The following is a 22,718-nucleotide window of genomic DNA, read 5'->3' as shown; positions in this document are numbered from 1 at the left end:
CTGGATCGCGATCGATTATCACCGCCAGAAGACGCGCCTGCGCGAACTCGACGCGTCAGGCGTGGTCAGGCGTTCCGGGCGCAGCGCGGCGGATCTAAAATGAGCGAGACTTCCACAACCAATACCCCGCCGGCACGCCGGTCCTGGCTGATGGCGCTGCCGCTGATCGCCTTCGCAGCACTTGCCGCGCTGTTCTGGTTTCGGCTCGGCGAGGGCGATCCGTCAAAAATCCCCTCCGCCCTGATCGGTCATCCGGCGCCGCAGACGGCGCTGCCGCCGCTGGCGGGGCTGGTCGAAAGCGGCGCACAGGTGCCCGGACTCGATCCGGCCATGTTCAAAGGCAAGGTCAGCGTCGTCAACGTCTGGGCTTCGTGGTGCATTCCCTGCCACGACGAAGCGCCGCTGTTGACGCAGCTTGGACGCGACAAGCGGCTGCAGCTGATCGGCATCAACTACAAGGACGCACCGGACAATGCGCGGCGCTTTCTCGGCCGCTACGGCAATCCCTACGGTTTCGTCGGCGTCGACGGCAACGGCCGCGCCGCGATCGAATGGGGCGTCTATGGCGTGCCGGAAACCTTCATCGTCGGCCGCGAAGGCACCATCGTCTACAAGATGGTTGGTCCGGTAACGCCCGACAATATCGACACCGTGCTCAAGGTCGAGATCGACAAGGCGCTGAAGGCGGGGTCGTAAGGCGTCCTGAGCTGTCGTTCCGGGGCGGACGTTGGCGCGAACGGGCCGAAGGAAGAATTCAGCATCAAATAATTCTTTGCTTTTATCTGCCGTTCATTTGGCGGCCATGGCACCGCCACGAATTCAAAGCTAGCTTGATCGCGTTACTTAATCAGTCCTTGGAGGGACACACCCAATGCGTCATTTCACGCTCGCTTCACTTGTTGCCGCGGCCCTCACTTTGGGCATGCTGACGGCTTCGCCGTCGATGGCTCAATCGACCCAGCCCGCCGCCAAATCCGACAGTAAAATGGCTCCAGCGCCGAAAGCGCCGGCCGCCGAGTCGAAGATGGCGCCCGCCGCCAAGACCGACCTGCTCGACATCAACTCCGCGACCGCAGACCAGCTCGATGCGTTGCCGGGAATCGGCAAGGCCTATTCGGCAGCGATCATCAAGGGCCGCCCCTACAAGGGCAAGGATGAACTGGTGCAGAAGAACATCGTCCCGCAGGCGACCTACGACAAGATCAAGGACAAGGTCATCGCCAAGCAGAAGTGAGTTCGGCTTTCCCGTCTCGCAAGCCCGAGCTCATGAAAACGCATCGGCGCACCGCGCCGGTGCGTTTTCATTTCACCCCTTGCTCACATCGCCCTCCGCCGCCTCGCTCGCTTCCAGCGACGCCGGCTCGAGATGGTAGCGCTTGGTCAGCGGCATCTGCGCGATCGCAAACAGCATGGTCAGCGGGATCACGCCGAACGCCTTGAACGCGACCCAGAAATCGGTGCTCTGGGTGCGCCAGATGATCTCGTTCAGGATCGCCATGGCGAAAAAGAACAGCGCCCAGCGCGCCGTGAGGATGCGCCAGCCGTGCGGCGTCAGGTTGAACATCTGATCGAACATGATCGCGATGAAGGAGCGGCCGAACAATAGCCCGCCGCCGAGGATCGCGGCGAACAGGCCGTAGATGATGGTGGGCTTGACCTTGATGAAGGTCTCGTCGTGCAGCACCAGGGTCAGCGTGCCGAACACGATGACGACCACGCCGGTGACCAGCGCCATCAGCGGCACATGCCGCGTCACCACGTACGACGCGACGATCGCGGCTACGATCGACACCATGAAGACGCCGGTAGCGACGAACAGGCCGAACTTGGCGTTGGCGCCGAAGAAAACCAGCAGCGGACCGAGCTCGGTCGCGAGCTTGAACAAGGGATGCGGCGTGGTTTTGTCCATCATTCAATTCCTGCAATCGCCTGGGCGAAATCCCGCGCGGTGAACGGCGCGAGATCGTCGACGCCTTCGCCGACGCCGATGAAATGCACCGGCAGTTTGTGCTTTTCGGCCAGCGCCACCAGGATGCCGCCGCGCGCGGTGCCGTCGAGCTTTGTCATCACGAGGCCCGTAACGCCAGCGGTACGGTGAAACGCCTCGACTTGCGACAGCGCATTTTGTCCCACGGTGGCGTCGAGCACCAGCAGCACCGCGTGGGGCGCCGACGCATCGACCTTCTTGATGACGCGGACGACTTTTTCAAGCTCGTTCATCAGTTCCGCCTTGTTCTGCAGCCGTCCGGCGGTGTCGACCAGCAGCACGTCGAGCTTCCCCTCCCGCGCTGCGGTCAGCGCGTTGAAGGCAAGGCTCGCGGAATCCGAGCCCTGCGCGCCCGCAATGACCGGCGAGTTGGTGCGCTCGCCCCAGATCTTCAACTGCTCGATGGCGGCGGCGCGAAAGGTATCTCCGGCCGCCAGCATCACCTTGCGGCCTTCAGCGGAAAGTTTTGCCGCAAGCTTGCCGATGGTGGTGGTCTTGCCGGAGCCGTTAACGCCGACCACGAGCACCACGAACGGCTTTTGCGTCCCGTCGATGACGAGCGGCTTCGCCACTGGCGCAAGCACTTTCTCGACTTCGGTCGCGACCACCGATTTCACGTCATCGGCGGTGATCGCCTTGTCGTAACGGCCATGGCCTACGGCCGCCGAGATGCGCGCCGCCACTTCCGTTCCCAGGTCGGCGCGCAGCAGCACGTCCTCGATATCCTCGAGCATCGCGCGGTCGAGCTTGCGCTTGGTGACGAGGTCGGCCACCGCCGTCCCGAGCGAACTCGAGGTGCGCTTCAGTCCGCTGGACAGCCGCCGCCACCAGCTCAGTTTTGTCTTTTCAGGAGTGGTATCGCTCATGCGGGGTGTGTTAGCGGTTTCGCGCCATGAGCGAAAGTCTCGAACGCTTGACCGAAGTTCCCGAATTGACCGCGGAGGAAATCCAGGCCCGCGTGCTCCATCGCGACGGGCTGATGCTGGTGATCGACAAGCCCGCCGGCCTGCCGGTGCATCGCGGCCCCAAGGGCGGCGCCAACCTGGAATCCTCGTTCGACGCGCTCCGATTCGGGCTGCCGCGTTCCCCGGTGCTCGCCCACCGGCTCGACCGTGATACTTCCGGCTGCCTCGTATTGGGACGCCATCGCAAGGCGACGGCGTCGCTCGGCCTGCTGTTCAAGCATGGCAAAATCTCAAAAACCTATTGGGCGGTGGTCGAAGGCGGCCCGGTCGAGGACGAGGGCACCATCGATATGGCGCTCGGCCGCCTCAATGCCGAACGCGGCTGGTGGCAGAAGCCGGATCCGGAAGGGCAGAAGGCGGTCACCAACTGGAAAGTGCTGGGGCGCGGCGACGGTCTCAGCTGGCTCGCGCTGGAGCCCGTCACCGGCCGCACCCATCAATTGCGGGTGCACTCAGCGGCCATGGGCTGGCCGATCGTCGGCGACAATATCTACGGCAACGGCCCCCGCTTCGGTGAGCCGACCCTGCATCTGCATTCCCGCGAGATCGTCATCCCGATATCCCGGAACAAGGACCCGGTCCGCGTGGTGGCGCCGGCGCCGGCACATTTGCAGGAACGGCTCAGGGCTTGCGGATGGAATGGGGAGTAAAGTAGCGTCGTTCTTTTCTTACCCTCTCCCCTTGTGGGAGAGGGTGGCCGCGACGCGAAGCGGCGCGGAGAAGAAAGAGCCGCTGTCACACCATCAACCGCGCGCCGTCATTCCCGGTAATTCTGAGCGATCGCACCGCGCCGGGCGTCTCACCACTGATCGCCACAGGCACAAAATGTTCGGTGCGGCCCTGCGTGGCGCTCTCGATCAGCACCTGCCGCGTATGGCCCAGCTCAGATGCCAGCCGCCGTTGCAACGCGACCTCGCCGGTCGCGCGCAGCCGCTTGGCGCGTTCGCGAATCTCGTTTCCCTCGACCTGCGGCATCCGCGCTGCCGGCGTGCCCGGCCGCGGCGAATAGGGAAACACGTGCAGGAACGTGAGGCCGCACTCGTCAACCAGATCGAGCGAGCGTGCGAACATCTCTACGGTCTCGGTCGGAAAGCCCGCGATGATATCGGCGCCGAGCGCAATGTCCGGCCGCAGCCGCCGCACCTGCGCGCAGAAATCGATGGCATCTTTTCGGGAATGCCGCCGCTTCATCCGCTTCAGAATCAGATCATCGCCGGATTGCAGCGACAGATGCAGATGCGGCATCAGCCGTTCATCATCGGCGATCGCATCGAGCAGATCGCGGTCCGCCTCGATGGAATCGATAGATGAAATCCGCAACCGCTGTAATTCCGGCACATGCCGCAGGATCTGTTTGGTCAGCTGGCCGAGTTTTGGGGCGCCCGGCAGGTCGGCGCCGTAGCTGGTGAGGTCGACGCCGGTCAGCACGATTTCGGCATGGCCGCGCTCGACCAGCGCGCGGACCTGCTCGACCACCGCACCCATTGGCACCGAACGCGAATTGCCGCGGCCATAGGGGATGATGCAGAAGGTGCAGCGGTGGTCGCAGCCGTTCTGCACCTGCACGAACACCCGGGGCCAACCCTTCTGGAATCCTTCCACCAGATGCGGCGCCATCTCCTTGACGGCCATGATGTCGGCGACCGCGATCTTTTCGCTGGCCTCGACGCCAAATCCCGCCGCGCCATCGAACGCGGCACGCGCCGCGCGCCAGGCTTCACCGCGCATCTTGTCGTCATTGCCGAGCACGCGATCGACCTCGGCCATACCGGCGAACATCTCCGGTTGGGTCTGCGCCGCGCAGCCGGTGACCACGATGCGCGTTTCCGGCCGCTCGCGCTTGATCCGGCGGATCGACTGCCGCGCCTGCGCCACGGCTTCGTTGGTCACCGCGCAGCTATTGATGACGATGGTGTCGGTAAGCCCGGCACCCCCTGCCTCGCGCAAAATCACCTCGGATTCGAAGGCGTTGAGGCGGCAGCCGAAGGTGACGATCTCGACACTCATCTTACGCGACGGAGGCAAACAGCGCCGGATCGAAGCGGCCTTCATATTCGAAGGTCGCGGTGCCCGTCATCAGCACGTGGTCGTCGCCTTCGCGCCACTCGATACTGAGGTCGCCGCCGGGCAGCGTGATCTGCACAATGCGGTTGGCGCGCCTCAGCCGCGCCGCCGCCACCGCGGTGGCGCAGGCGGCCGAGCCGCAGGCCTTTGTCAGCCCAGCCCCGCGCTCCCAGGTGCGGATCGTGATGTGATCGCGATCGACGATATGCGCGAGCGTAATATTGGCACGCTCCGGAAAGATCGGGTGATTTTCCAACAGCGGCCCGAAGCGTGCGAGATCGTAGGCGTTGACATCATCGACCCAGAAAATCGCGTGCGGATTGCCCATGCTGACCGCCGACGGCGTGTGCAAAATCGGCGCGTCGATCGGGCCGATCTGCAGCTCGATCGAGCGGGTGTCGCGAAACTCCTCGGCCAGCGGAATATCCCTCCAGCCGAATTTCGGCGGGCCCATGTCGACGGTATAGAGGTCGCTCGACGGACCCTGCCAGCAATTCAGCAGGCCGGCCTTGGTCTCAAACGTGACGGCGGTCTGGCCGGTCGCTTCGAACAGCCGGCGCACGACACAACGCATGCCGTTGCCGCAGGCACCGGCCTCGGAGCCGTCATTGTTGTAGATGCGGATAAAGGCCTCGGTGCCGTTGAGGCGCGGCGGCTGCAGCACCATTAGCTGGTCGTAATGCACGCCGGCGGGCGAGGCAACCGCGCGCGCTTCCTCCGGCGTAACCACGGCCACCGAATCGCGCAGATCGACCACCACAATTTCGTTGCCGATGCCGTTCATCTTGGCAAAGCTATGGTTGGCAAGCGCGCTCATGGAATTTCCCGAATGATGCCCGTCTTATATGGCGAATGACGGCGGATTGGCCAGTGTGGTGAATCTGTGTCGACGCCCCCTGCCGGGAACGAACCCCCATGACATATCTGTCATGGGACGAAAGCCGCGCTTGCGTGTTAGCATGGTAACAACCTCGCCGAGGTGGACCGCGACACCGGGCGAGCCCGCTACCATTGAATTTAGGGCTTTGGAGAATACCGAATGAATGGCCGCCGCTGGTTTAGCCTCGTCATGGTCGCGCTGATCCCGATAGCTGCGATTTCGTTGGCCCTGGGCAATGCGCTGGCACAATCGCCGGCGCCGTCGGCCTCTCCGGCGACGCCTGCCGCGTCGGCAACGTCCGCGCCGGCGCCCGCGGCCACCCCTGCTCCGGCCGCCAGCCCGTCGGCGCCGCCCGCCGCCGCGGAGACCCCGGCGACGCCACCCCCGGTGGTCGCGCCGGTGCAGACCGCCGATCCCTTCGGCCAGGAAATCACGCTGGAGTCGAAAACGGTGGTCGTCCTCAAGGGCAATGCCAACTGGGATTCGGCATTCGACACCCTGATCGATTCGTTCAAGTCGCTGTCAGGGCTGCTCGACAAGCAGGGCATCAAGCCGTCCGGCAACTCAATGATCGTCTACACTTCCACCGACGATACCGGCTTCACCTTCCTGGCTGAAATTCCGGTCGATCAGGAACCGAAAAACCTGACCAAGGCCATGAGCATGGGCAAATCGCCCGAGGGCAAGGCGCTGAAATTCGTCCATCGCGGCTCCTACGACAACATGGACAACACCTATGAGGCCATCACCAATCACCTCGACGACAAGAAGCTCGAGGCCAAGGACACGTTCATCGAGGAATACATCACCGATCCCCTGAAGACCGCGGAAGACAAGCTGGTCATCAACGTCTACGTGCCCCTGAAATGAGGCTTATGAAACAACGCACCCTGCTCGCCGCCGCTATCGGCGCCGCCCTCGTTGCAGCTCCCGCGCTGGCGCAGACCATGCCGCCGCCGATGATCACCGTCAGCGGCGAGGCCACCATTTCCGTGCCGCCGGATCAGGCGGAGATCGAGGCTGGCGTCACCTCGGACGCCAAGACCGCGCGCGAGGCGTCCGAGGCCAATAACGCGGCGATGGGCAAGCTGCTACTCGCCCTCAAGGCCGCCAACGTCGAGCCGAAGGATATCCAGACATCGCGGCTGTCGCTGCAGCCGCAATACGCGCCGAACCGCTCCGGACCATCTCCCGTCGTCGGCTACCAGGCCAGCAATCGCGTCACGGTCCGGCTGCACGACATCCCGAAGGTCGCGAGCACCATCGATGTCCTGGTGGGCGCCGGCGCGACCAATGTCAGCGGCATCGGTTTCTCGATCTCCAACGCGTCGAAGCTTCTGGATGACGCCCGCGGGCAGGCAGTCGCCGACGCCCGCCGCAAGGCCGAGATCTACGCCAAGGCCGCTGGCGTCACGCTTGGCGCGCCGCTCGGCATCTCCGAGGAGGGCGCCCCGGGCCCGATGCCCTACCGCAAGATGGCCGTCGGCATGGCGGTGTCCCCAACACCGGTCGCACAGGGCGAGGAGACGCTGCAGGTGACCGTCAGCGTGTCCTGGGCGATCAAGCAAGCAGGACAGTAATCCGTCTACTCCCCCCGCCCCGCTCCTGCGGGGAGAGGCTAGAGTTCAAACACCTGCCCCGGCCTGAGCGCGACAAAGCGCTCGCGTGGAATCCCGGCATCGTCCAGCGCAGCATGCAGCGCGACGAGCGGCGCGTCGATCGCTTCGTCGGTCAGTTGGAACGTGCCGTGGTGATGCGCCAGCGCAGCCTGCGCGCCACAATCTTCAAGCGCCTTCACGGCATCCGACGGATTCATGTGCTGATCGCGCATGAACCAGCGCGGCTCATAGGCACCGATCGGCAGGATCGCCAGCCGCAGCGGGCCGTGCGCCTGCCCGACATCGCGAAAATGCTTGCCGCTGCCGTAACCGGAATCGCAGACGATGTAGATCTTGCCGGCCGGCGTCTCCAGCACAAAGCTTGCCCACAGCGCTTCGTTGCGATCGAACAGTCCGCGCGCCGTCCAGTGCCGGGTCGGCACCAGCGTCACCGCGACGCCGCCCCCAAGTTCGATGCGGTCGTGCCAGTCGAAGGCTTCGGCCTTTACCGCGCCGTCGGCGTTTCGCATGACGACGTCGTTGCCAAGCGGCGTGATCACGCGCGGAGAGAATTTTGCCGAGAGTTTCGACAACGTCGCGATATCGAGATGATCGTAATGACCGTGCGACACCAGGGTGACGTCGATCGGAGGCAACGCGTCGAAAGCAATGCCGGGGTCGTTGCGCCGCTTCGGTCCGGCCCAGCGAACCGGCGATGCGCGTTCCGACCACACCGGGTCGATCAGGATGTTCAGCCCTGCGGTCTGAACCAGCCAGCTGACGTGACCGACAAACGACAGCCGCACCTTGCCGCCGTCGACGCGCGCCGGCGGGGCATCCGCATGCGGGCTCGGCGCCCATTTGGGCCAGGCCTGCCGCTGCCGGCCCCGACCGAACTGCCAGCGCAGCACCTCAGCCAGAGATTTCGGCGGCGCGCCATCGGGATCGAAAAACTGCTTGCCGTCGAAATGATCGGAAACAGGTCCGGAATGGGTTTTCTTGAAGGACGTCATGGCCTGATAGGCAATAAATATGTCTGCTTTTGCAAGGGGGTAGGCGGGCCGTCAGGCTTCACGAAAACGCCAGCAGGCAGCGACTTTCCTTGACTTTTTGGGCCTGCGGGGGTTTAACGCCCGCAATCAATCGGAAAGATGTTCTTTTCGACCCGCCGCCCGGTCCCTGAGGCCGGAGGTCAACGTCCGACAGCGCGATGCGCCCTCGGGCGCAAAATTGTTTGGTTTATGGGCTCGGCAGCATGCCGAGATACAAAGGTCGTCATCACCCGCGAAAGCGGGTGATCCAGTATCCCAGAGCAGTTCGCTTAAGCCGAGGAGCCGCGGCGTACTGGATACCCCGCTTTCGCGGGGCATGACGGCGGTGAGTGACGCAGCGCCTGCAACAGGCAAGGGACAACGGACGTGTTCGACAATCTGTCGGAAAAGCTTGGTGGCATCCTCGATCGGCTGACGGGGCGCGGTTCGCTCAGCGAGACCGACGTCGATGCCGCGATGCGCGAGGTGCGCCGCGCGCTGCTCGAGGCCGACGTCTCGCTCGACGTCGTCCGCGGCTTTACCGATCGCGTCCGCGAGCAGGCGGTCGGAGCTACCGTCGTCAAGTCGGTGACGCCAGGCCAGATGGTGGTCAAGATCGTCCACGACGAACTGGTCGCCACGCTGGGCTCCGACGGCCAGACCATCGACCTCAACGCGGTGCCGCCGGTCGCGATCATGATGGTCGGCCTGCAGGGCTCCGGCAAAACCACCACCACGGCAAAACTCGCCCGCCGCCTGACCCAGCGCGACAAGCGCAAGGTGCTGATGGCCTCGCTCGACATCTATCGCCCTGCCGCGATGGAACAACTCGCGGTGCTGGGCCGCGATCTCGATATCCAGACCTTGCCGATCGTTGCCGGCCAGAAGCCGGCGCAAATCGCAAAACGCGCGCTGGAGGCCGCCAAACTCGGCGGCTACGACGTGGTGCTGCTCGACACCGCCGGCCGCACCACGCTCGACGAAGAGATGATGACGGAAGCCGCGGAGATCAAAGCGGCGGCCAATCCGCATGAAGTGCTGCTGGTTGCGGACGCCCTGACCGGCCAGGACGCGGTGAACCTCGCGCGTTCGTTCGACCAGCGAGTCGGGCTGACCGGCATCGTGCTGACGCGGGTCGACGGCGACGGCCGTGGCGGCGCCGCGCTGTCGATGCGCGCGGTCACGGGCAAGCCGATCAAGCTGATCGGCACCGGTGAAAAGACCGACGCGCTGGAGGATTTCCACCCCAGCCGGATCGCCGGCCGCATCCTCGGCATGGGCGACGTGGTGTCGCTGGTCGAGAAGGCCGCGGCCAACATCGACGCCGAGAAAGCCGCGCGCACCGCCGAACGGATGCGCAAGGGTCAGTTCGACCTCACTGACATGCGCGAACAATTGTTGCAGATGGCCAATATGGGGGGCATCAGCGGGCTGATGGGTATGATGCCCGGCATCGCGAAAATGAAAAATCAGATCGCGAACGCGGGGATCGACGACAAGATTCTAAAACGCCAGGTCGCGCTGATCGATTCGATGACGCGGCAGGAGCGCAAGCACCCCGACATCCTCAAGGCCAGCCGCAAGAAGCGCATCGCCGCGGGCGCCGGCGGCAAGGTCGAGGACCTCAACAAGCTCCTGAAGATGCACCGCAACATGGCCGACATGATGAAGGCCATGGGCTCCGGCAAGCGCGGCCCGATGGCCGGCATCGCGCAGGCGATGGGCTTTGGCGGCGGCGGCATGCCGTCGCCCGAGCAGATGAAGGCGCTCGCCGAGAAAATGCCGGGTGGTGCGGGCCCCGGCGGCATGCCCGCGCTGCCGAAGGATCTTCCGGCCGGCTTGCGGCAGGGTCTGCCCAATTTACCCGGCCTCACTGGCCTCAGCGGCAAGCCGAACCTGCCGGGCCTCGGCGGCTTCCCCGGCCTCGGCAAGAAGAAATAACCGCGATCCATTCACTTAGCATTCGAACAGACACCTCAAAGGAGAACCATATGTCAGTCGTTATCCGCCTCGCTCGCGCAGGCACCAAGAAGCGCCCGGTCTATCACGTCGTCGTCGCCGACTCGCGCTTTCCCCGCGACGGCCGCTTCATCGAGCGTCTCGGCCATTTCAATCCGCTGCTGCCGAAGGACAACGCCGAACGGCTGAAGCTCGACATGGACAAGGTCAAGGCCTGGCTCGCCAAGGGCGCGCAGCCGTCGGATCGCGTGACGCGCTTCCTCGATGCCGCCGGCGTCGTCAAGCGTGCCGCCCGCAACAATCCGGAAAAGGCCGTGCCGCGCAAGGAGCGCAAGGCGCAGGCCGAAGCCGCCGGCAAGACGGCTTAAAGCGTAACGGCGCGCGACGGTGGCAGCACCGATTTGCGTCGCCCGGATCGGCGCCGCGCATGGCGTGCGCGGCGCGGTGAAGCTGTGGACGTTTACGGAAGACCCGCTGGCGGTGCAGGCCTACGGGCCTTTGACGACCAAAGACGGCGCGCGCCAGTTCGAACTGACGAGCGCGCGCGAAGCCAAAGGCCATCTGGTCGCGACGCTGAAGGGCATTTCGACCCGCGAGGAAGCCGAGCGCCTCAACGGCATCGAGCTCTATATCGCGAGGGAAAAACTGCCCGCGACCGACGAGGATGAATATTACCACGCCGATTTGATCGGGCTTGCGGCGGTGAATGCCGCCAACGAACCGCTCGGCCGCGTCATCGCGATCCACAATTTCGGCGCCGGCGATATCATCGAGATCGCGCCGCCCGGGGGCGCGACCCTGCTGCTGCCGTTCACCAATGCGGTGGTGCCGTCAGTCGATATCACGGGCGGGCGCGTGGTGATCGAATTGCCCCCGGAGATCGAGGGCGACGACCCCTCCAGCGCGGACGCCTGAGCATGGCCGCCGAGATGAAGACTTCTGAAGCCAGGATTTGGCGAGCCACCGTCCTCACTTTGTTCCCCGAGATGTTCCCGGGTCCGCTCGGCGTCAGCCTCGCCGGCAAGGCGCTGGCGTCGGGCCTGTGGGCGCTGGAGGCGCGCGATATCAGGGACTCGGCCACTGACCGCCACCGCAGCGTCGACGATACGCCGGCCGGCGGCGGGCCCGGCATGGTGCTGCGCGCCGACGTGCTGGCGGCCGCCATCGACGCCGCGGATAGCGTCGCCGACCGTCCAGAGGATCGGCCAAGGGATCGGCCAAGGCTGCTGATGAGCCCCCGGGGTCGGCCATTGACTCAGTCGCGGGTCAAGGAGCTCGCCGCCGGGCCAGGCCCGCTGATCGTCTGCGGGCGGTTCGAGGGCATCGACCAGCGGGCGATCGAGGCCCGCCGGCTCGAGGAGATTTCGATCGGCGATTACGTGCTGTCCGGGGGCGAGATCGCCGCCATGGCTGTGATCGACGCCTGCGTCCGGCTGCTGCCTGGGGTGATGGGAAAGCCCGCTTCCGGCACGGAGGAGAGCTTTTCGGACGGACTACTGGAATACCCGCAATTCACCCGACCGCAGGAGTTCGAGGGCCGGCCGATCCCGGAGATCCTGCTGTCCGGCGACCACGCCAAGGTCTCCGCCTGGCGGCAGGCCGAAGCCGAGGCCCTGACCCGGGCGCGGCGGCCCGATCTATGGGCCGCGAGGCAAGTCCAACCAGGACCTGGCCAAAATCGCCCAAAAAACACGACGGAAGGGTGACAAGCCGCCGCCTTTGCCGTATACGAGCGCCAAATCCGCGCACCGAGCATTTTCCGGCAGAGTGGCATTCCGGTTTGCCGCCAGAAAATGCTCGAATTAATTGAACTGCGCGTATTCTTTCCGCAAAACCGGTGCCGACTTTTGCGGAATACGCGCTACAGGATAAACGAACACCCGCGCAGCCCGCGCTCTTCACGGCTGGGGCGCGACGCCGATGGAGATTTTGCGATGAACCTTATTCAAGAGCTCGAAAAAGAGCAGTTCGACAAACTGGCCGCCACCAAGACCATTCCGGAATTTGGCCCCGGCGATACCGTGATCGTCAACGTCAAGGTGGTCGAAGGCGACCGCTCGCGCGTTCAGGCCTATGAGGGCGTCTGCATTGGCCGTTCCGGCGGCGGGCTCAACGAGAGCTTTACGGTGCGCAAGATTTCCTACGGCGAGGGCGTGGAACGCGTATTCCCGGTGATGTCCCCGATGATCGACTCGATCACGGTGGTGCGCCGCGGCAAGGTGCGCCGCGCCAAGCTGTATTACCTGCGCAATCTGCGCGGCAAGTCGGCCCGCATCGTCGAGAAGAAGACGGACCGCCCGGCCGCTGTCGGCGAGTAATCCTGGCGCATAATGGATTTGATGAAAAGCGCGGGCTCAACCCCGCGCTTTTTTGTTGCGACATACCTATCTAGCTAACGATCGATTGTCGCGATGGCCGGCGCCGTGGTAGAAAATCCAATGGTTCCAGATCAAACCAGCATTGCTTGCCAAATCGTCTCACGGATCGTGATCGACGATCGCAGCCGCCTGCCCGGCCGCTTCTTCGGACGATTCGCGACCTCGGCGACATCGGAACTTTCGCGCGCGCTTTGATCGCCGCGCCGGCATCTCGATTGTTTCGCGCCTAACCGCGCTTCCCTGCTCACGCAAAATCATTTTGAGGGCTCACGCTCATGTCCAAACCCACCACGCTGTACGACAAGATCTGGAACGATCATCTGGTGCACGAAGCCGATGACGGCACCTGCCTGCTCTATATCGATCGCCATCTGGTCCACGAGGTGACCTCGCCGCAGGCCTTCGAAGGGCTGCGCGCGACGGGGCGCAAGGTTCACGCGCCGGAGAAGACGCTGGCCGTGGTCGACCACAACATACCCACCACCGACCGCTCCAAACCCAATCCCGATCCCGAGAGCATCGAGCAGATGCGGGTGATGGCGGCGAATGCCAAGGAGTTCGGCATCGAGTATTACAACGAGTTCGACAAGCGTCAGGGCATCGTCCACGTGATCGGCCCCGAGCAGGGCTTTACCTTGCCCGGCACCACCATCGTCTGCGGCGACAGCCATACCTCCACGCATGGCGCGTTCGGCGCGCTGGCGCACGGCATCGGCACCTCCGAAGTCGAACACGTGCTGGCGACGCAAACCCTGATCCAGAAGAAGGCCAAGAACATGCGCGCGGTCGTCGACGGCAAATTGCCCGACGGCGTCACCGGCAAGGATATCATCCTGGCCATCATCGGCGAGATCGGCACCGCCGGCGGCACCGGCTATGTACTGGAATATGCCGGCGATGCGATCCGCGCGCTGTCGATGGAAGGCCGCATGACGGTCTGCAACATGTCGATCGAAGGCGGCGCCCGTGCCGGCCTGGTCGCGCCGGATGAAAAGGCATTTGAATTCCTGAAGGGCCGCCCGAAGGCGCCGAAGGGCGCCAATTGGGACGCGGCGATGCGCTATTGGGAGACGCTGCGCAGCGACGACGGCGCGCATTTCGATCACGAGATCCGGCTGGATGCCGCCAAGCTGCCGCCGATCGTGACCTGGGGCACGTCGCCCGAGGACGTGGTGTCGATCACCGGCTTCGTGCCCGATCCCGAAGAGATTGCCGACGAGGCCAAACGGCTGTCGAAACATCGCGCGCTGAACTACATGGGCCTGAAGGCGGGGACGAAAATCACCGACATCAAGCTCGACCGCGTCTTCATCGGCTCCTGCACCAATGGCCGGATCGAGGATTTGCGCGCGGCGGCGAAGATCGCCGAGGGCAAGACGGTCAACGGCCATGTCAACGCCATGATCGTACCGGGCTCCGGCATCGTGAAGGAGCAGGCGGAAGCCGAAGGCCTCGACAAGATCTTCATCAAGGCCGGCTTCGAATGGCGCGAGCCGGGCTGCTCGATGTGTCTGGCGATGAACCCCGACAAACTGGCCCCGGAAGAGCGCTGCGCCTCGACCTCGAACCGCAATTTCGAGGGTCGCCAGGGATTTAAGGGCCGCACCCACCTGGTCTCGCCGGCCATGGCGGCGGCCGCGGCGATCGCGGGACATTTCGTCGACATCAGGGAGTGGCGGTAAGCCGCTCCCTTGCCTCAACCTCGATGCGTTCCGGAAGCAAGTCGTTAAGGTGTTGTGGGCAGACTAACTCGACGTAGACGCGGCAGGCTTTGGCATCTCGCAGGAGCGAACAATGGCCGAAAAGTCCGAATTCGTCGATATGATCAGCGAAGCGACGCGGCAGAGCCGGCGCCGCATCGTGCGGCGCGTCGTCGATCCCGTGGTCAAGGAAACCTCGCGTCTCAGTCACTGGCCGCCAGACCGGTGGGAGCAGTGGCGCGTGGAGACGCTGACGCCGTGGAAGCTGCGGGCCTGGAAGTTCAAGGATTGGGACCGGGGTTAGCGCGGCAACATTGATGCTTCGCAGATATGGATCAGGCGCCCTTCTGGGCGCCTGATCCATATCTGCCAGTGTTTCGACGCTAATCAATAGCCTCGGAAATGGTGATGCCGGTGGTGGTGGTGGTGGTGCCGCCAGTAGTAGTGATGGTGACGCCAGTGACGGAAGTGACAGACGCGCCGCGGACCGTGGTGGGTCCAGACCACCGGGCAGCGGCGGTGCGCGTAATAATAGGGATAATCATCGTACGGGTAGTAGGACGCGCCATAGAAGAAGCGCCGGTGAAAGTGATGGTGGTGGGCGAACCGGTAGCCGCCGTAGCGGGCGCCGCTATAGCGAAGGCCGCCGCCGTGGAAGACCGGACCGGCGCGAAGCGCGCCGCCATGGAATACGGCGCCGCCGCCGCTGTGGAAGCCGCCACTGTGAAACGCCGGGCCGCCGCCGCCGTGAAACACGGCGCCCCCACCGTGAAAACCGCCGCCGCCGTGGAAGCCGCCGCCACCTCCACCACCGTGGCCACCGCCACCGCCGTGTCCACCACCGCGGACTTCGGTCGTCAGTCCGTCGGAGGCAAGTTTCGCCGTCGGCGCAGCGCCCGGATTGATCAGCGACACCGCCTGCGCGCGCTGTGGAATAGTTGAGAGCGCCAGCATCGCCGCCGCGGCCAGACCCAGGCAACGGACAACGCCGCGCCCGGGATTTGAGATCTTGGTCATGTGCGAGGCCTCCCTGAATTCAGGCAACGAAAGCCTGGGCCATGAAATGGCCTGACTTCGGCGTGTTTATTTGCGATCGCTCCCAACATCAAAATAGAGAGGGGGATGTGAACGCGCCATGAATGTGCGCGCCGCAATTTCGGCGCACGAAGAGAAGGGCGGGAAAAGGTGGGCCTGATTTGGAATAGGGATTGGAGATGACTGTTTATGTGATTGTGCAGCTGAAGATGACCGACCGCGCGGCGTATGATCGCTATCAGGCGCGATTCTTCGACGTGTTCAAGAAATTCGACGGACGCCTGCTCTCGGCGGATGAAAGCCCGGTGGTCGTGGAAGGCGCGTGGGATCGCGACAAGGTGGTGCTCATGTCATTTCCCGACGAGAGCGCGTTTCGCGCCTGGGCGAATTCACCGGAATATCTCGAAATCTCGAAAGACCGCAAAGCCGGCGCGCAAGGCGTCGTACTGCTGGCGAAGGGATTCGCGCTGGCCGCTTAACGAGCGTCGACCGTTACCACCCGAACCCGAACGCAAACGGGAACGGCGCCGGCGCGTAGTACGGTGCATAATACGGATAAGGTCTGTAATAGTAAGGTCGCGCGTAATAATAGGGCCGGTAGTACGGGCGATAGACGTAGCGATAGTGATAATGCCGATAGTGACGCCGCGCGCTGATATCGGTTGCTTGCGACTTTTGCGCCGTAGCCTGGAAGGGCGCCGCAGTCGCTGACTTGATCACGGTCGAACTGCCGAACATCAGGGTGACCGCCAGCAAGGCTGGGCCGAACCATCTGGTCATGAAAGCCTCCTCCGTTGTTTAGCTCATCAACGCTCGGCCTGCGCGCAGGTTTCAGGCCGGCACAGCAAGTCGCACGAGAAACAGGTCACATCGCAACCTTCGTTCAATCTGCGGCATTCGATGCCTTTGATCGCAAGCTGCATTGACCTGCATCAAACGTACGGATGATGGCCAGCCGGAACAAAATTTGCGCTCGAGATTTTCCGGACCGGCGTAGGCGGGCGCGGCGCTGATCGGCGCGGCGGCGTTTCCACCGATATCCCGCCACCGTAGCTCGCTGAACTAGCCGGGCCGCCAGAAACAGTTCATGCGCGGCACGATCACCGTGCCGCTCGGCCGGTATTCCTGCACGTAAGTGGCGTTGCAGTCGCGCACCGCGTTGCGGCCGGGATAATAGCGGGGATAGACGTCGTTCGGATTGGAGTCGTAATAGGGCTGGACGCGCAGGCGGGTCGGTGGCCGCCGCACCCGCTGCTGCGCGGAGATATCGGTGGCGGCAGGCTGTACCGCCGGTGCGGTTCGCAATCCCTGCGGAAGCGCGTCTTGCGCGCTCGCCGGCAACGAAAAAACGCCTGCCAAAACGACCCATATTGCCGCCGTCCGGATCCGCATCATCGCGCCCACCATCGACCTGTTTACCGGCCGCAACGTCTCCGATTGCCGCGCCAAGGTCAACTGCGCCCTTCGAAATCGCATGCATGAGCACGGAACCCGCGCTAAAATTCCAAAAATGTGGCGAACCGCGAAAACACCCTCCCTGGCCGAGATGGAAGCCATGGCGCACGACGTCTTCGGGCGCCTGCCAAGAACCTTTCGCGACCTGTGCGAGGGCGTGATCATTCGCGTCGACGATTTTCCGACCGACGAGGTGCTCGACGAGATGAGGTGCGAGAGCGAGTTCGACCTGCTCGGCCTGTTCCAGGGCGTGGGCCTGCCGCACCAAAGCAATGACGATATCGCCCGGCTGCCCAACATGATCTGGCTCTACCGCCGGCCGATCCTGGATTACTGGGCGGAACATGACGAGGCGCTGGGCCATATCGTTCGCCACGTGCTGATTCACGAGATCGGCCATCATTTCGGGCTTTCCGACGAGGATATGGAGGCGATCGAGGCCGACGAGTAGCGTCCTTCAGCGGCGCATATCCCATTGGCCTGGCCGGTATCCACCCTCGGACATCCGAAGGCGAGCTTTTGCGGAATACGCGCTCGGCGATTTTGGCCTTTGAGGCCGGCCGCATTCGCGATAAACCACACCGGTAAGACGTTTTTCCCCAATCCCTAGCTAGAAATGCGATCCGATGGACAAGTTCACCACGCTGGAAGGCGTCGCGGCGCCGCTGAAGATCATCAATGTCGACACCGACATGGTCATCCCCAAGCAGTACCTGAAAACCATCAAGCGCACCGGCCTCGGCAAGGGCCTGTTCTCCGAACAGCGCTACAAGGACGACGGCAGCGAGAACCCGGATTTCATCCTCAACAAGCCGGCCTATCGCAACGCCAAGATCCTGGTCGCGGGCGACAATTTCGGCTGCGGGTCGAGTCGCGAGCACGCGCCCTGGGCGCTGCTGGATTTCGGCATCCGCTGCGTGATCTCGACCTCGTTCGGCGATATCTTCTACAACAACTGTTTCAAGAACGGCATTCTGCCGATCCGCGTCACCCAGGAAGACCTCGACAAATTGTTCGACGACGCCGAACGCGGCGCCAATGCGACGCTGACTATCGACCTCGCCAACCAGGAAATCCGCGGTCCCGACGGCGGCACGGTGAAATTCGAGATCGATCCGTTCCGCAAGCATTGCCTGATGAACGGCCTCGACGATATCGGCCTCACCATGGAGAAAAAGGCCTCGATCGACAGCTACGAAGCGAAGGCCAGGACCGAACGCGCCTGGGCCTGATCCGACGATCATTGCCTCGGATGGAAAGTGACGCGTATGCGGCCCGACGTGGTCACCTTTTGGCACGGTCCGCTCGATGCGCTGCGGCTGACGTGCCTGCGATCGCAGGTCGCCGCCGGCCATAAGGTCACCGTCTACAGTTTCGATCCGCTTCCGGGATTGCCCGACGGTGTCGGCAACGCCGAAGCCGAGGCGATCCTGCCGCACGCCTTCTCGGAAAAATTGCGTCCGCCGCAGCCGGACGGCAGCTGGCGCGACTGGACCATTCTGCAATTTTCCGATTTTTTCCGGATGCGGCTGATGGCCGAGCGCGCCGGCCTGTGGCTCGACGCCGACGTGCTGCTGCTCAAACCGGTCGAGATCGATTTGACCAAGCCCTATTTCGCCTGGGAGCGGCCGCGCCAGTTGGGCAATTCCGTGCTCTATCTGCCGTCCGACGACGCAATCGTCTTGGCGTTCGAGAGCCTGATCGAGCAGGAGGAGTTGACGCCGGACTGGCTGGCGCTGCGGCACCGCCTGACGTTCGCGCTGCGCCGCCTGCGCGGCGGGTCGCGCCGCCTTTCCGACATCCGCGTTGCGATCTACGGACCGGCGGCGCTCACGGCGCTCGCGAGACGGACCGGCGAACTGCATCATGCCCTGCCGAAGAAGTCGTTTTATGCGGTTCACGCCGAGCCAAAACTGTTCTTCGATCCCTCCGATTTTTCAGCCCTGATCGGCGATCCCGGCATCATAGGCTTGCACATTTCTCCCAAAGGCCGCGGCAGCCAGCCGCCCATTCCCGGCAGCCTATACGCCTGGGCGGCAGAACGGTTTGGTTCGCCTTAAGGCTCCCCCCACGGCTGCCGCGAGGTTGATCTACCGCAACAACCCCAACCCCCGTTTGTGCTCCACTGCACCTATTCGGAGGTGTCCCATGACCGCCCAAACCAAACCATATCCCGTCTTCGACACGCTGGTTACGGCGTTCAGCGACTGGCTGAAGCACCGGCGCGAAATGAATGAGCTGCGCGAGCTCAACACATCGGAATTCGACCGCATTGCCAGCGAACTCAGGGTTTCTCCCGGCGACCTGACCGAACTGGTCCGGCAGGGTCCGCATGCCGCGGACGAACTGCCGCAAATGCTCAAGGCGCTCGGGATCGACGAAGAGGCGCTTGCCCGGACCCAGCCCTTGGTGCTGCGCGACATGGAGCGGGTCTGCGCGTTGTGTCACCACAAGGGTGAATGCGTCCGCGACTTCGCCGCCGGCTCCGCCGCCGAACATTACGAGGAATACTGCCCCAACGCGCCCACGATCGATGTGCTCGGGCCAGAGGTGCATAAATGAAGATCTCGCGCTCGGCCTGGATTCACATTTCGCTCGCCATCGTCGTTGCGATCGCGGCGCTGTTCCTGATCCGCATGCACAATGCGGGCGGCGCGCTTCTCTAAGTGGCAGGCCGTCGGATGGCCTTAAGTGAGCAAGTGAAAATGTCGCGCTCCAACGGGATCCACGTTGCTTTCGCTGTCGTCATCGCTCTCGTTGCGCCGTTCTTCATCGGCCCGCATCATGCGAGCGGCGCCATCTTGTCGCAAGATAGTGCCGCCGCGGGGCATCGCCTGGCCGAAGCGTGGTGCGGAGAGTGTCACGCCATCGAGGCAACGCCAACGCCGAAAGCAACCGCCGCGCCGGATTTCGCCGCGATAGCCAACCGTCCGTCGACCACGGCGCTTTCGCTAAAGGTGTTCCTTCGGACCAATCATCCGAGTATGCCGAACATCGTCATCACGCCCGATCAAACCGATGATCTCGTGAATTACATCCTCGGTCTGAAACGCAATTAATCCGTCTATTGATGCGCCATCGCCGCGATCGCGTCCGCGATCGCAATCGTGCGCCGTGCCATGTCGGCGTGCAGCCGCTCCACCATCTGGCCATCGAGCGAAATAGCGCCGCGCGAGGCGTTTTCCGGCAGATCGAACGCCGCGATGATCTTCCGGGCGTGCGCGACTTCCTCCGCCGGCGGCGTGAAGATCGCATTGCAGGCCTCGATCTGGCCCGGATGGATCAGCGTCTTGCCGTCGAAGCCGAGATCGCGCGCCTGGGTGCATTCCTGCCCAAAACCGTTGAAATTGCTGAAATCGCTGTAGGGTCCGTCGAGGATGTCGAGGCCGTGGGCGCGCGTGGCGAGGATGCAGTGCGTGATCATGGGGATCATCGCCGCCCGGCCGGGCTGCATTCTGATCCGCGTTTCCCGTGAAATATCATTCGGCCCGAACACGAAACCGGCCAGCCGTGTTTCGGAATCGCGCGAGGCGGCGGCTAACTCCTCGGCATGCAGCACCGCGCGCGCGGTCTCGATCATCGCCCAGACCCTGATCGAAATGTCGGCGTTGATATCGCTGAGGCGATCGGCGATCGCCGTGAGATCCTTCACGCTGGAGACCTTGGGAACCAGGATGCCGTCGGGGCGGGCCTTGCCCGCCATGGTGACGTCGTCGATCCACCATGGCGAATCCAGCGCGTTGACGCGGATCAGGATCTCGCGCTTGCCGAACCCCTTTGCCGCCACGGCCTGCGCGATCTGGTCGCGAGCCAGTGCCTTGGCCTCCGGGGCGACGGAATCCTCGAGGTCGAGGATGAAGCCGTCGGCGGAGAGGTTCCTCGCTTTTTCCAGCGCCCGCGCGTTCGAACCGGGCATGAACAACAGGCTGCGGCGCGGGCGGATCATGGGCTGGTTCCCTTCAATTCCTGAAGTTCTCGCGATAGCATCTCGGCCCGCCGTCCGAAAGACTTGTTCCTGCGCGGCTCATATGGTTAGCAACGCCCATGACGGGATTTCCGCAACATCTGCTGGAGGGCTACCGCACCTTCACCTCGCAACGGCTGCCAACCGAACAGTCGCGCTACCGCGAGCTATCCGAGCGCGGCCAGTCCCCCCAGGTGATGGTGATCGGCTGCTGCGATTCGCGGGTATCGCCGGAGGTGATCTTCGATGCCGGTCCCGGCGAACTGTTTGTGATGCGCAACATCGCCAATCTGGTGCCGGTCTATCAACCCGATAGCGGCGCGCATGGCGTGTCTGCTGCGCTGGAATATGCGGTTACGGTTCTGCGCGTAAAGCACATCGTGGTGCTCGGTCACGCGCAATGCGGCGGCATCCGCGCCTTCATCGACAATATCGAGCCACTGTCGCCCGGCGATTTCATCGGCAAATGGATGGCGATGTTCATCAAGCCGGGCGAGACAGTCTCCCAGCGCGACCACGAAACCATGGCTGATTTCACTGTCCGGATCGAGAAAGCGGCCGTGTTCCGCAGCCTGGAAAACCTGATGACATTTCCCTTCGTCCGGACGCTCGTCGAGCGCGGCGAGTTGCAGCTGCACGGCGCCTATTTCGGCGTCAAGGAGGGCTCGCTGTTCGTGCTCGACCAGGCGGCGAAGGAATTCCATAGCGCGGGGGAGCCGGCAGGCGGATAGCGAGTGGGGAAATCTCCCCCGCTTATTCGCCGCCGTGGTCGCCGCCGCTCCAGCGGTCAGACAGCGCCAGCATGAACGCCGAGAACACGAACACCAGATGTACGCCGACCAGCCATGCCAGCTTCTGGGCGTCGAAGACGGTGTCGATATTCATGAACGCCTTCAGCACCTGAATCGCGGAAATCGCGACGATCGAGGCAAGCAACTTCTGTTTCAGGCCGCCGAAATTGACCTTGGTCATCCAATCCGGCCAGTCCGGATGGCCCCCGGGATCGATCTTCGAGACGAAATTCTCGTAGCCGGAAAACACCACGATCAGGATCAGATTGCCGGTAAGCGAGACGTCGATCAGGCTGAGAACGCCGAGGATGATGTCGGACTCCTTGGAGCCCGGCGCGTGGATGATGAACTCCCACAATATCATGCAGAATTTGAGCAACAGCGCCGCGAGGCTGATGACGAGGCCGAAATAAAACGGCGCCATCAGCCAGCGGCTGTTGAAGATCAGGCTTTCGAAGCCCCGCTCGACGCGCTTCAGCGTCGGGTTAGGCCGATAAGGAGCCGGTTGCTCGGTCATCGGGATTCCGGTTCCTGGCCTCTCACGCCGCCTTTTTCTTGGCGCTGATCAGCTTGCGGTTGATCAGGCATTCGGCGATCTGGATCGCGTTCAGCGCCGCACCCTTGCGCAAATTGTCCGATACGCACCACAGCACGAGGCCGTTGTCCACCGTGGGATCCGCGCGGATGCGGCTGATATAGGTCGCGTCCTCGCCCGCCGCCTCGTAGGGCGTGACGTAGCCGCCGGGTTCGTGCTTGTCGATCACGAGGCATCCCGGCGCATTGCGCAGGATGTCGCGCGCCTCGTCGGGCGAAATCGGATTTTCGAACTCGATGGTGATGGCTTCGGAATGGCCGACGAACACCGGCACCCGCACGCAAGTCGCGGTCAGCTTGATTTTGGGATCAAGAAT

At 63.6% G+C, this 22,718-nt stretch carries 31 protein-coding genes and 1 pseudogene; 21 read left to right on the top strand and 11 right to left on the bottom strand.

The window, feature by feature from the left end; genetic code table 11:
• The 3 genes and pseudogenes from QZ213_RS06930 to QZ213_RS06920 all read left to right on the top strand — a co-directional run.
• Nucleotides 1-103, top strand: a pseudogene (locus QZ213_RS06930) (heme exporter protein CcmD); the annotation flags it as partial.
• Nucleotides 100-696: a DsbE family thiol:disulfide interchange protein gene (locus QZ213_RS06925; RefSeq protein WP_291685323.1), complete on the top strand. Its 597-nt coding sequence runs from the start codon at nt 100-102 to the stop codon at nt 694-696. The pseudogene QZ213_RS06930 and the gene QZ213_RS06925, both read left to right, overlap by 4 nt.
• A 175-nt stretch (nt 697-871) precedes the next feature.
• Entirely contained in the window at nt 872-1,234 is a 363-nt protein-coding gene (locus QZ213_RS06920; protein WP_291685322.1) for a helix-hairpin-helix domain-containing protein, read from the top strand.
• 72 nt (nt 1,235-1,306) lie between these two features.
• Here QZ213_RS06920 and QZ213_RS06915 read toward each other — a convergent pair whose 3' ends face one another.
• The gene (locus tag QZ213_RS06915; protein WP_291685321.1) at nt 1,307-1,909 is read right to left on the bottom strand and encodes a septation protein A; all 603 of its coding nucleotides are present in this window, start codon (nt 1,907-1,909) and stop codon (nt 1,307-1,309) included.
• On the bottom strand, nt 1,909-2,853 hold the full coding sequence (gene ftsY / locus QZ213_RS06910; RefSeq protein ID WP_291685320.1) for a signal recognition particle-docking protein FtsY: 945 nt from the start codon (nt 2,851-2,853) through the stop codon (nt 1,909-1,911). Before ftsY ends, QZ213_RS06915 begins: the two co-directional genes overlap by 1 nt.
• 26 nt (nt 2,854-2,879) lie before the next feature.
• On the opposite strand from ftsY, the gene QZ213_RS06905 reads away from it, so the two are divergent.
• Complete coding sequence (locus tag QZ213_RS06905; protein ID WP_291685319.1) at nt 2,880-3,602, top strand: RNA pseudouridine synthase; 723 nt, start codon at nt 2,880-2,882, stop codon at nt 3,600-3,602.
• 85 nt (nt 3,603-3,687) lie between these two features.
• Here QZ213_RS06905 and mtaB read toward each other — a convergent pair whose 3' ends face one another.
• Entirely contained in the window at nt 3,688-4,959 is a 1,272-nt protein-coding gene (gene mtaB, locus QZ213_RS06900; protein WP_291685318.1) for a tRNA (N(6)-L-threonylcarbamoyladenosine(37)-C(2))-methylthiotransferase MtaB, read from the bottom strand.
• Between the two features lies 1 nt (nt 4,960).
• A complete protein-coding gene (gene dapF / locus QZ213_RS06895; protein WP_291685317.1) occupies nt 4,961-5,833 on the bottom strand; it encodes a diaminopimelate epimerase in 873 nt (290 codons plus the stop codon).
• Nucleotides 5,834-6,055: 222 nt separating this feature from the next.
• Here dapF and QZ213_RS06890 point away from each other — a divergent pair, with 222 nt between their 5' ends.
• Nucleotides 6,056-6,766, top strand: a complete 711-nt coding sequence (locus tag QZ213_RS06890) for a GyrI-like domain-containing protein (RefSeq protein WP_291685316.1) — start codon at nt 6,056-6,058, stop codon at nt 6,764-6,766.
• Nucleotides 6,767-6,771: 5 nt separating this feature from the next.
• The gene (locus QZ213_RS06885; protein WP_291685315.1) at nt 6,772-7,476 is read left to right on the top strand and encodes an SIMPL domain-containing protein; all 705 of its coding nucleotides are present in this window, start codon (nt 6,772-6,774) and stop codon (nt 7,474-7,476) included.
• 38 nt (nt 7,477-7,514) lie between these two features.
• Here the strand turns inward: QZ213_RS06885 and QZ213_RS06880 are convergent, their stop codons facing one another.
• Complete coding sequence (locus QZ213_RS06880; protein ID WP_291685314.1) at nt 7,515-8,507, bottom strand: MBL fold metallo-hydrolase; 993 nt, start codon at nt 8,505-8,507, stop codon at nt 7,515-7,517.
• A gap of 405 nt (nt 8,508-8,912) precedes the next feature.
• On the opposite strand from QZ213_RS06880, the gene ffh reads away from it, so the two are divergent.
• From ffh to QZ213_RS06840, 8 genes are all read left to right on the top strand, one after another.
• A complete protein-coding gene (gene ffh / locus QZ213_RS06875; RefSeq protein ID WP_291685313.1) occupies nt 8,913-10,466 on the top strand; it encodes a signal recognition particle protein in 1,554 nt (517 codons plus the stop codon).
• Between the two features lie 50 nt (nt 10,467-10,516).
• Nucleotides 10,517-10,852: a 30S ribosomal protein S16 gene (rpsP, locus tag QZ213_RS06870; RefSeq protein ID WP_291685312.1), complete on the top strand. Its 336-nt coding sequence runs from the start codon at nt 10,517-10,519 to the stop codon at nt 10,850-10,852.
• 19 nt (nt 10,853-10,871) lie between these two features.
• Nucleotides 10,872-11,399, top strand: a complete 528-nt coding sequence (gene rimM / locus QZ213_RS06865; protein ID WP_291685311.1) for a ribosome maturation factor RimM — start codon at nt 10,872-10,874, stop codon at nt 11,397-11,399.
• Nucleotides 11,400-11,401: 2 nt separating this feature from the next.
• Nucleotides 11,402-12,190 carry a tRNA (guanosine(37)-N1)-methyltransferase TrmD gene (gene trmD / locus QZ213_RS06860; protein WP_291685310.1) on the top strand — a complete coding sequence of 263 codons (789 nt, stop codon included), beginning with the start codon at nt 11,402-11,404 and terminating at the stop codon, nt 12,188-12,190.
• Between the two features lie 228 nt (nt 12,191-12,418).
• On the top strand, nt 12,419-12,802 hold the full coding sequence (gene rplS, locus QZ213_RS06855; protein WP_291685309.1) for a 50S ribosomal protein L19: 384 nt from the start codon (nt 12,419-12,421) through the stop codon (nt 12,800-12,802).
• Between the two features lie 93 nt (nt 12,803-12,895).
• Nucleotides 12,896-13,057 (top strand): hypothetical protein, encoded by a 162-nt coding sequence (locus tag QZ213_RS06850; RefSeq protein ID WP_291685308.1) that lies wholly within the window; start codon nt 12,896-12,898, stop codon nt 13,055-13,057.
• Nucleotides 13,058-13,137: 80 nt separating this feature from the next.
• On the top strand, nt 13,138-14,544 hold the full coding sequence (gene leuC / locus QZ213_RS06845; RefSeq protein ID WP_291685307.1) for a 3-isopropylmalate dehydratase large subunit: 1,407 nt from the start codon (nt 13,138-13,140) through the stop codon (nt 14,542-14,544).
• Nucleotides 14,545-14,656: 112 nt separating this feature from the next.
• A complete protein-coding gene (locus QZ213_RS06840) occupies nt 14,657-14,866 on the top strand; it encodes a hypothetical protein (protein ID WP_291685306.1) in 210 nt (69 codons plus the stop codon).
• Between the two features lie 83 nt (nt 14,867-14,949).
• Here QZ213_RS06840 and QZ213_RS06835 read toward each other — a convergent pair whose 3' ends face one another.
• Nucleotides 14,950-15,579 carry a hypothetical protein gene (locus QZ213_RS06835; RefSeq protein WP_291685305.1) on the bottom strand — a complete coding sequence of 210 codons (630 nt, stop codon included), beginning with the start codon at nt 15,577-15,579 and terminating at the stop codon, nt 14,950-14,952.
• Between the two features lie 197 nt (nt 15,580-15,776).
• Here QZ213_RS06835 and QZ213_RS06830 point away from each other — a divergent pair, with 197 nt between their 5' ends.
• Entirely contained in the window at nt 15,777-16,076 is a 300-nt protein-coding gene (locus QZ213_RS06830; protein WP_291685304.1) for a DUF1330 domain-containing protein, read from the top strand.
• 13 nt (nt 16,077-16,089) lie between these two features.
• Here QZ213_RS06830 and QZ213_RS06825 read toward each other — a convergent pair whose 3' ends face one another.
• Both QZ213_RS06825 and QZ213_RS06820 read right to left on the bottom strand, forming a co-directional pair.
• A complete protein-coding gene (locus QZ213_RS06825; RefSeq protein ID WP_291685303.1) occupies nt 16,090-16,377 on the bottom strand; it encodes a hypothetical protein in 288 nt (95 codons plus the stop codon).
• Between the two features lie 282 nt (nt 16,378-16,659).
• Nucleotides 16,660-16,992 carry a hypothetical protein gene (locus QZ213_RS06820; protein WP_291685325.1) on the bottom strand — a complete coding sequence of 111 codons (333 nt, stop codon included), beginning with the start codon at nt 16,990-16,992 and terminating at the stop codon, nt 16,660-16,662.
• A gap of 115 nt (nt 16,993-17,107) precedes the next feature.
• On the opposite strand from QZ213_RS06820, the gene QZ213_RS06815 reads away from it, so the two are divergent.
• The 5 genes from QZ213_RS06815 (at nt 17,108) to QZ213_RS06795 (ending at nt 20,111) form a co-directional block, all read left to right on the top strand.
• The gene (locus tag QZ213_RS06815; protein ID WP_291685302.1) at nt 17,108-17,503 is read left to right on the top strand and encodes a metallopeptidase family protein; all 396 of its coding nucleotides are present in this window, start codon (nt 17,108-17,110) and stop codon (nt 17,501-17,503) included.
• 175 nt (nt 17,504-17,678) lie between these two features.
• Entirely contained in the window at nt 17,679-18,284 is a 606-nt protein-coding gene (leuD, locus tag QZ213_RS06810) for a 3-isopropylmalate dehydratase small subunit (protein WP_291685301.1), read from the top strand.
• 36 nt (nt 18,285-18,320) lie between these two features.
• Nucleotides 18,321-19,112, top strand: a complete 792-nt coding sequence (locus QZ213_RS06805; protein ID WP_291685324.1) for a hypothetical protein — start codon at nt 18,321-18,323, stop codon at nt 19,110-19,112.
• A gap of 88 nt (nt 19,113-19,200) precedes the next feature.
• Entirely contained in the window at nt 19,201-19,614 is a 414-nt protein-coding gene (locus QZ213_RS06800; protein ID WP_291685300.1) for a hypothetical protein, read from the top strand.
• A 104-nt stretch (nt 19,615-19,718) separates the two neighbouring features.
• Nucleotides 19,719-20,111, top strand: coding sequence for a cytochrome c (locus QZ213_RS06795; RefSeq protein WP_291685299.1), 393 nt, complete (start codon nt 19,719-19,721; stop codon nt 20,109-20,111).
• A 5-nt stretch (nt 20,112-20,116) separates the two neighbouring features.
• Here QZ213_RS06795 and QZ213_RS06790 read toward each other — a convergent pair whose 3' ends face one another.
• The gene (locus tag QZ213_RS06790) at nt 20,117-20,998 is read right to left on the bottom strand and encodes a CoA ester lyase (protein WP_291685298.1); all 882 of its coding nucleotides are present in this window, start codon (nt 20,996-20,998) and stop codon (nt 20,117-20,119) included.
• A 98-nt stretch (nt 20,999-21,096) separates the two neighbouring features.
• On the opposite strand from QZ213_RS06790, the gene QZ213_RS06785 reads away from it, so the two are divergent.
• Nucleotides 21,097-21,747, top strand: a complete 651-nt coding sequence (locus tag QZ213_RS06785; protein ID WP_291685297.1) for a carbonic anhydrase — start codon at nt 21,097-21,099, stop codon at nt 21,745-21,747.
• 22 nt (nt 21,748-21,769) lie between these two features.
• Here the strand turns inward: QZ213_RS06785 and QZ213_RS06780 are convergent, their stop codons facing one another.
• Both QZ213_RS06780 and QZ213_RS06775 read right to left on the bottom strand, forming a co-directional pair.
• Nucleotides 21,770-22,324 (bottom strand): TIGR00645 family protein, encoded by a 555-nt coding sequence (locus tag QZ213_RS06780; protein ID WP_291685296.1) that lies wholly within the window; start codon nt 22,322-22,324, stop codon nt 21,770-21,772.
• 22 nt (nt 22,325-22,346) lie between these two features.
• Nucleotides 22,347-22,718, bottom strand: a 372-nt coding sequence (locus tag QZ213_RS06775; protein WP_291685295.1) for an Asd/ArgC dimerization domain-containing protein, incomplete at its 5' end; no start/stop codon positions are given.

The sequence above is a fragment of the Bradyrhizobium sp. genome, assembly GCF_017881085.1.
Classification (GTDB): Bacteria; Pseudomonadota; Alphaproteobacteria; order Rhizobiales; family Xanthobacteraceae; genus Bradyrhizobium.
Note: the sequence above shows the minus strand (reverse complement) of the source record. Positions and strands in the feature narration are given on the sequence as shown.

What these genes read in the sequence shown, in the direction of transcription:
- QZ213_RS06925 (WP_291685323.1), top strand. Translation starts at nt 100, where the DNA reads ATGAGCGAGACTTCCACAACCAATACCCCGCCGGCACGCCGGTCCTGG.
- QZ213_RS06920 (WP_291685322.1), top strand. Translation starts at nt 872, where the DNA reads ATGCGTCATTTCACGCTCGCTTCACTTGTTGCCGCGGCCCTCACTTTG.
- QZ213_RS06915 (WP_291685321.1), bottom strand. Translation starts at nt 1,909, where the DNA reads ATGGACAAAACCACGCCGCATCCCTTGTTCAAGCTCGCGACCGAGCTC.
- ftsY (WP_291685320.1), bottom strand. Translation starts at nt 2,853, where the DNA reads ATGAGCGATACCACTCCTGAAAAGACAAAACTGAGCTGGTGGCGGCGG.
- QZ213_RS06905 (WP_291685319.1), top strand. Translation starts at nt 2,880, where the DNA reads ATGAGCGAAAGTCTCGAACGCTTGACCGAAGTTCCCGAATTGACCGCG.
- mtaB (WP_291685318.1), bottom strand. Translation starts at nt 4,959, where the DNA reads ATGAGTGTCGAGATCGTCACCTTCGGCTGCCGCCTCAACGCCTTCGAA.
- dapF (WP_291685317.1), bottom strand. Translation starts at nt 5,833, where the DNA reads ATGAGCGCGCTTGCCAACCATAGCTTTGCCAAGATGAACGGCATCGGC.
- QZ213_RS06890 (WP_291685316.1), top strand. Translation starts at nt 6,056, where the DNA reads ATGAATGGCCGCCGCTGGTTTAGCCTCGTCATGGTCGCGCTGATCCCG.
- QZ213_RS06885 (WP_291685315.1), top strand. Translation starts at nt 6,772, where the DNA reads ATGAAACAACGCACCCTGCTCGCCGCCGCTATCGGCGCCGCCCTCGTT.
- QZ213_RS06880 (WP_291685314.1), bottom strand. Translation starts at nt 8,507, where the DNA reads ATGACGTCCTTCAAGAAAACCCATTCCGGACCTGTTTCCGATCATTTC.
- rpsP (WP_291685312.1), top strand. Translation starts at nt 10,517, where the DNA reads ATGTCAGTCGTTATCCGCCTCGCTCGCGCAGGCACCAAGAAGCGCCCG.
- trmD (WP_291685310.1), top strand. Translation starts at nt 11,402, where the DNA reads ATGGCCGCCGAGATGAAGACTTCTGAAGCCAGGATTTGGCGAGCCACC.
- rplS (WP_291685309.1), top strand. Translation starts at nt 12,419, where the DNA reads ATGAACCTTATTCAAGAGCTCGAAAAAGAGCAGTTCGACAAACTGGCC.
- QZ213_RS06850 (WP_291685308.1), top strand. Translation starts at nt 12,896, where the DNA reads ATGGCCGGCGCCGTGGTAGAAAATCCAATGGTTCCAGATCAAACCAGC.
- leuC (WP_291685307.1), top strand. Translation starts at nt 13,138, where the DNA reads ATGTCCAAACCCACCACGCTGTACGACAAGATCTGGAACGATCATCTG.
- QZ213_RS06840 (WP_291685306.1), top strand. Translation starts at nt 14,657, where the DNA reads ATGGCCGAAAAGTCCGAATTCGTCGATATGATCAGCGAAGCGACGCGG.
- QZ213_RS06835 (WP_291685305.1), bottom strand. Translation starts at nt 15,579, where the DNA reads ATGACCAAGATCTCAAATCCCGGGCGCGGCGTTGTCCGTTGCCTGGGT.
- QZ213_RS06830 (WP_291685304.1), top strand. Translation starts at nt 15,777, where the DNA reads ATGACTGTTTATGTGATTGTGCAGCTGAAGATGACCGACCGCGCGGCG.
- QZ213_RS06825 (WP_291685303.1), bottom strand. Translation starts at nt 16,377, where the DNA reads ATGACCAGATGGTTCGGCCCAGCCTTGCTGGCGGTCACCCTGATGTTC.
- QZ213_RS06820 (WP_291685325.1), bottom strand. Translation starts at nt 16,992, where the DNA reads ATGATGCGGATCCGGACGGCGGCAATATGGGTCGTTTTGGCAGGCGTT.
- QZ213_RS06815 (WP_291685302.1), top strand. Translation starts at nt 17,108, where the DNA reads ATGTGGCGAACCGCGAAAACACCCTCCCTGGCCGAGATGGAAGCCATG.
- leuD (WP_291685301.1), top strand. Translation starts at nt 17,679, where the DNA reads ATGGACAAGTTCACCACGCTGGAAGGCGTCGCGGCGCCGCTGAAGATC.
- QZ213_RS06805 (WP_291685324.1), top strand. Translation starts at nt 18,321, where the DNA reads ATGCGGCCCGACGTGGTCACCTTTTGGCACGGTCCGCTCGATGCGCTG.
- QZ213_RS06800 (WP_291685300.1), top strand. Translation starts at nt 19,201, where the DNA reads ATGACCGCCCAAACCAAACCATATCCCGTCTTCGACACGCTGGTTACG.
- QZ213_RS06790 (WP_291685298.1), bottom strand. Translation starts at nt 20,998, where the DNA reads ATGATCCGCCCGCGCCGCAGCCTGTTGTTCATGCCCGGTTCGAACGCG.
- QZ213_RS06785 (WP_291685297.1), top strand. Translation starts at nt 21,097, where the DNA reads ATGACGGGATTTCCGCAACATCTGCTGGAGGGCTACCGCACCTTCACC.
- QZ213_RS06780 (WP_291685296.1), bottom strand. Translation starts at nt 22,324, where the DNA reads ATGACCGAGCAACCGGCTCCTTATCGGCCTAACCCGACGCTGAAGCGC.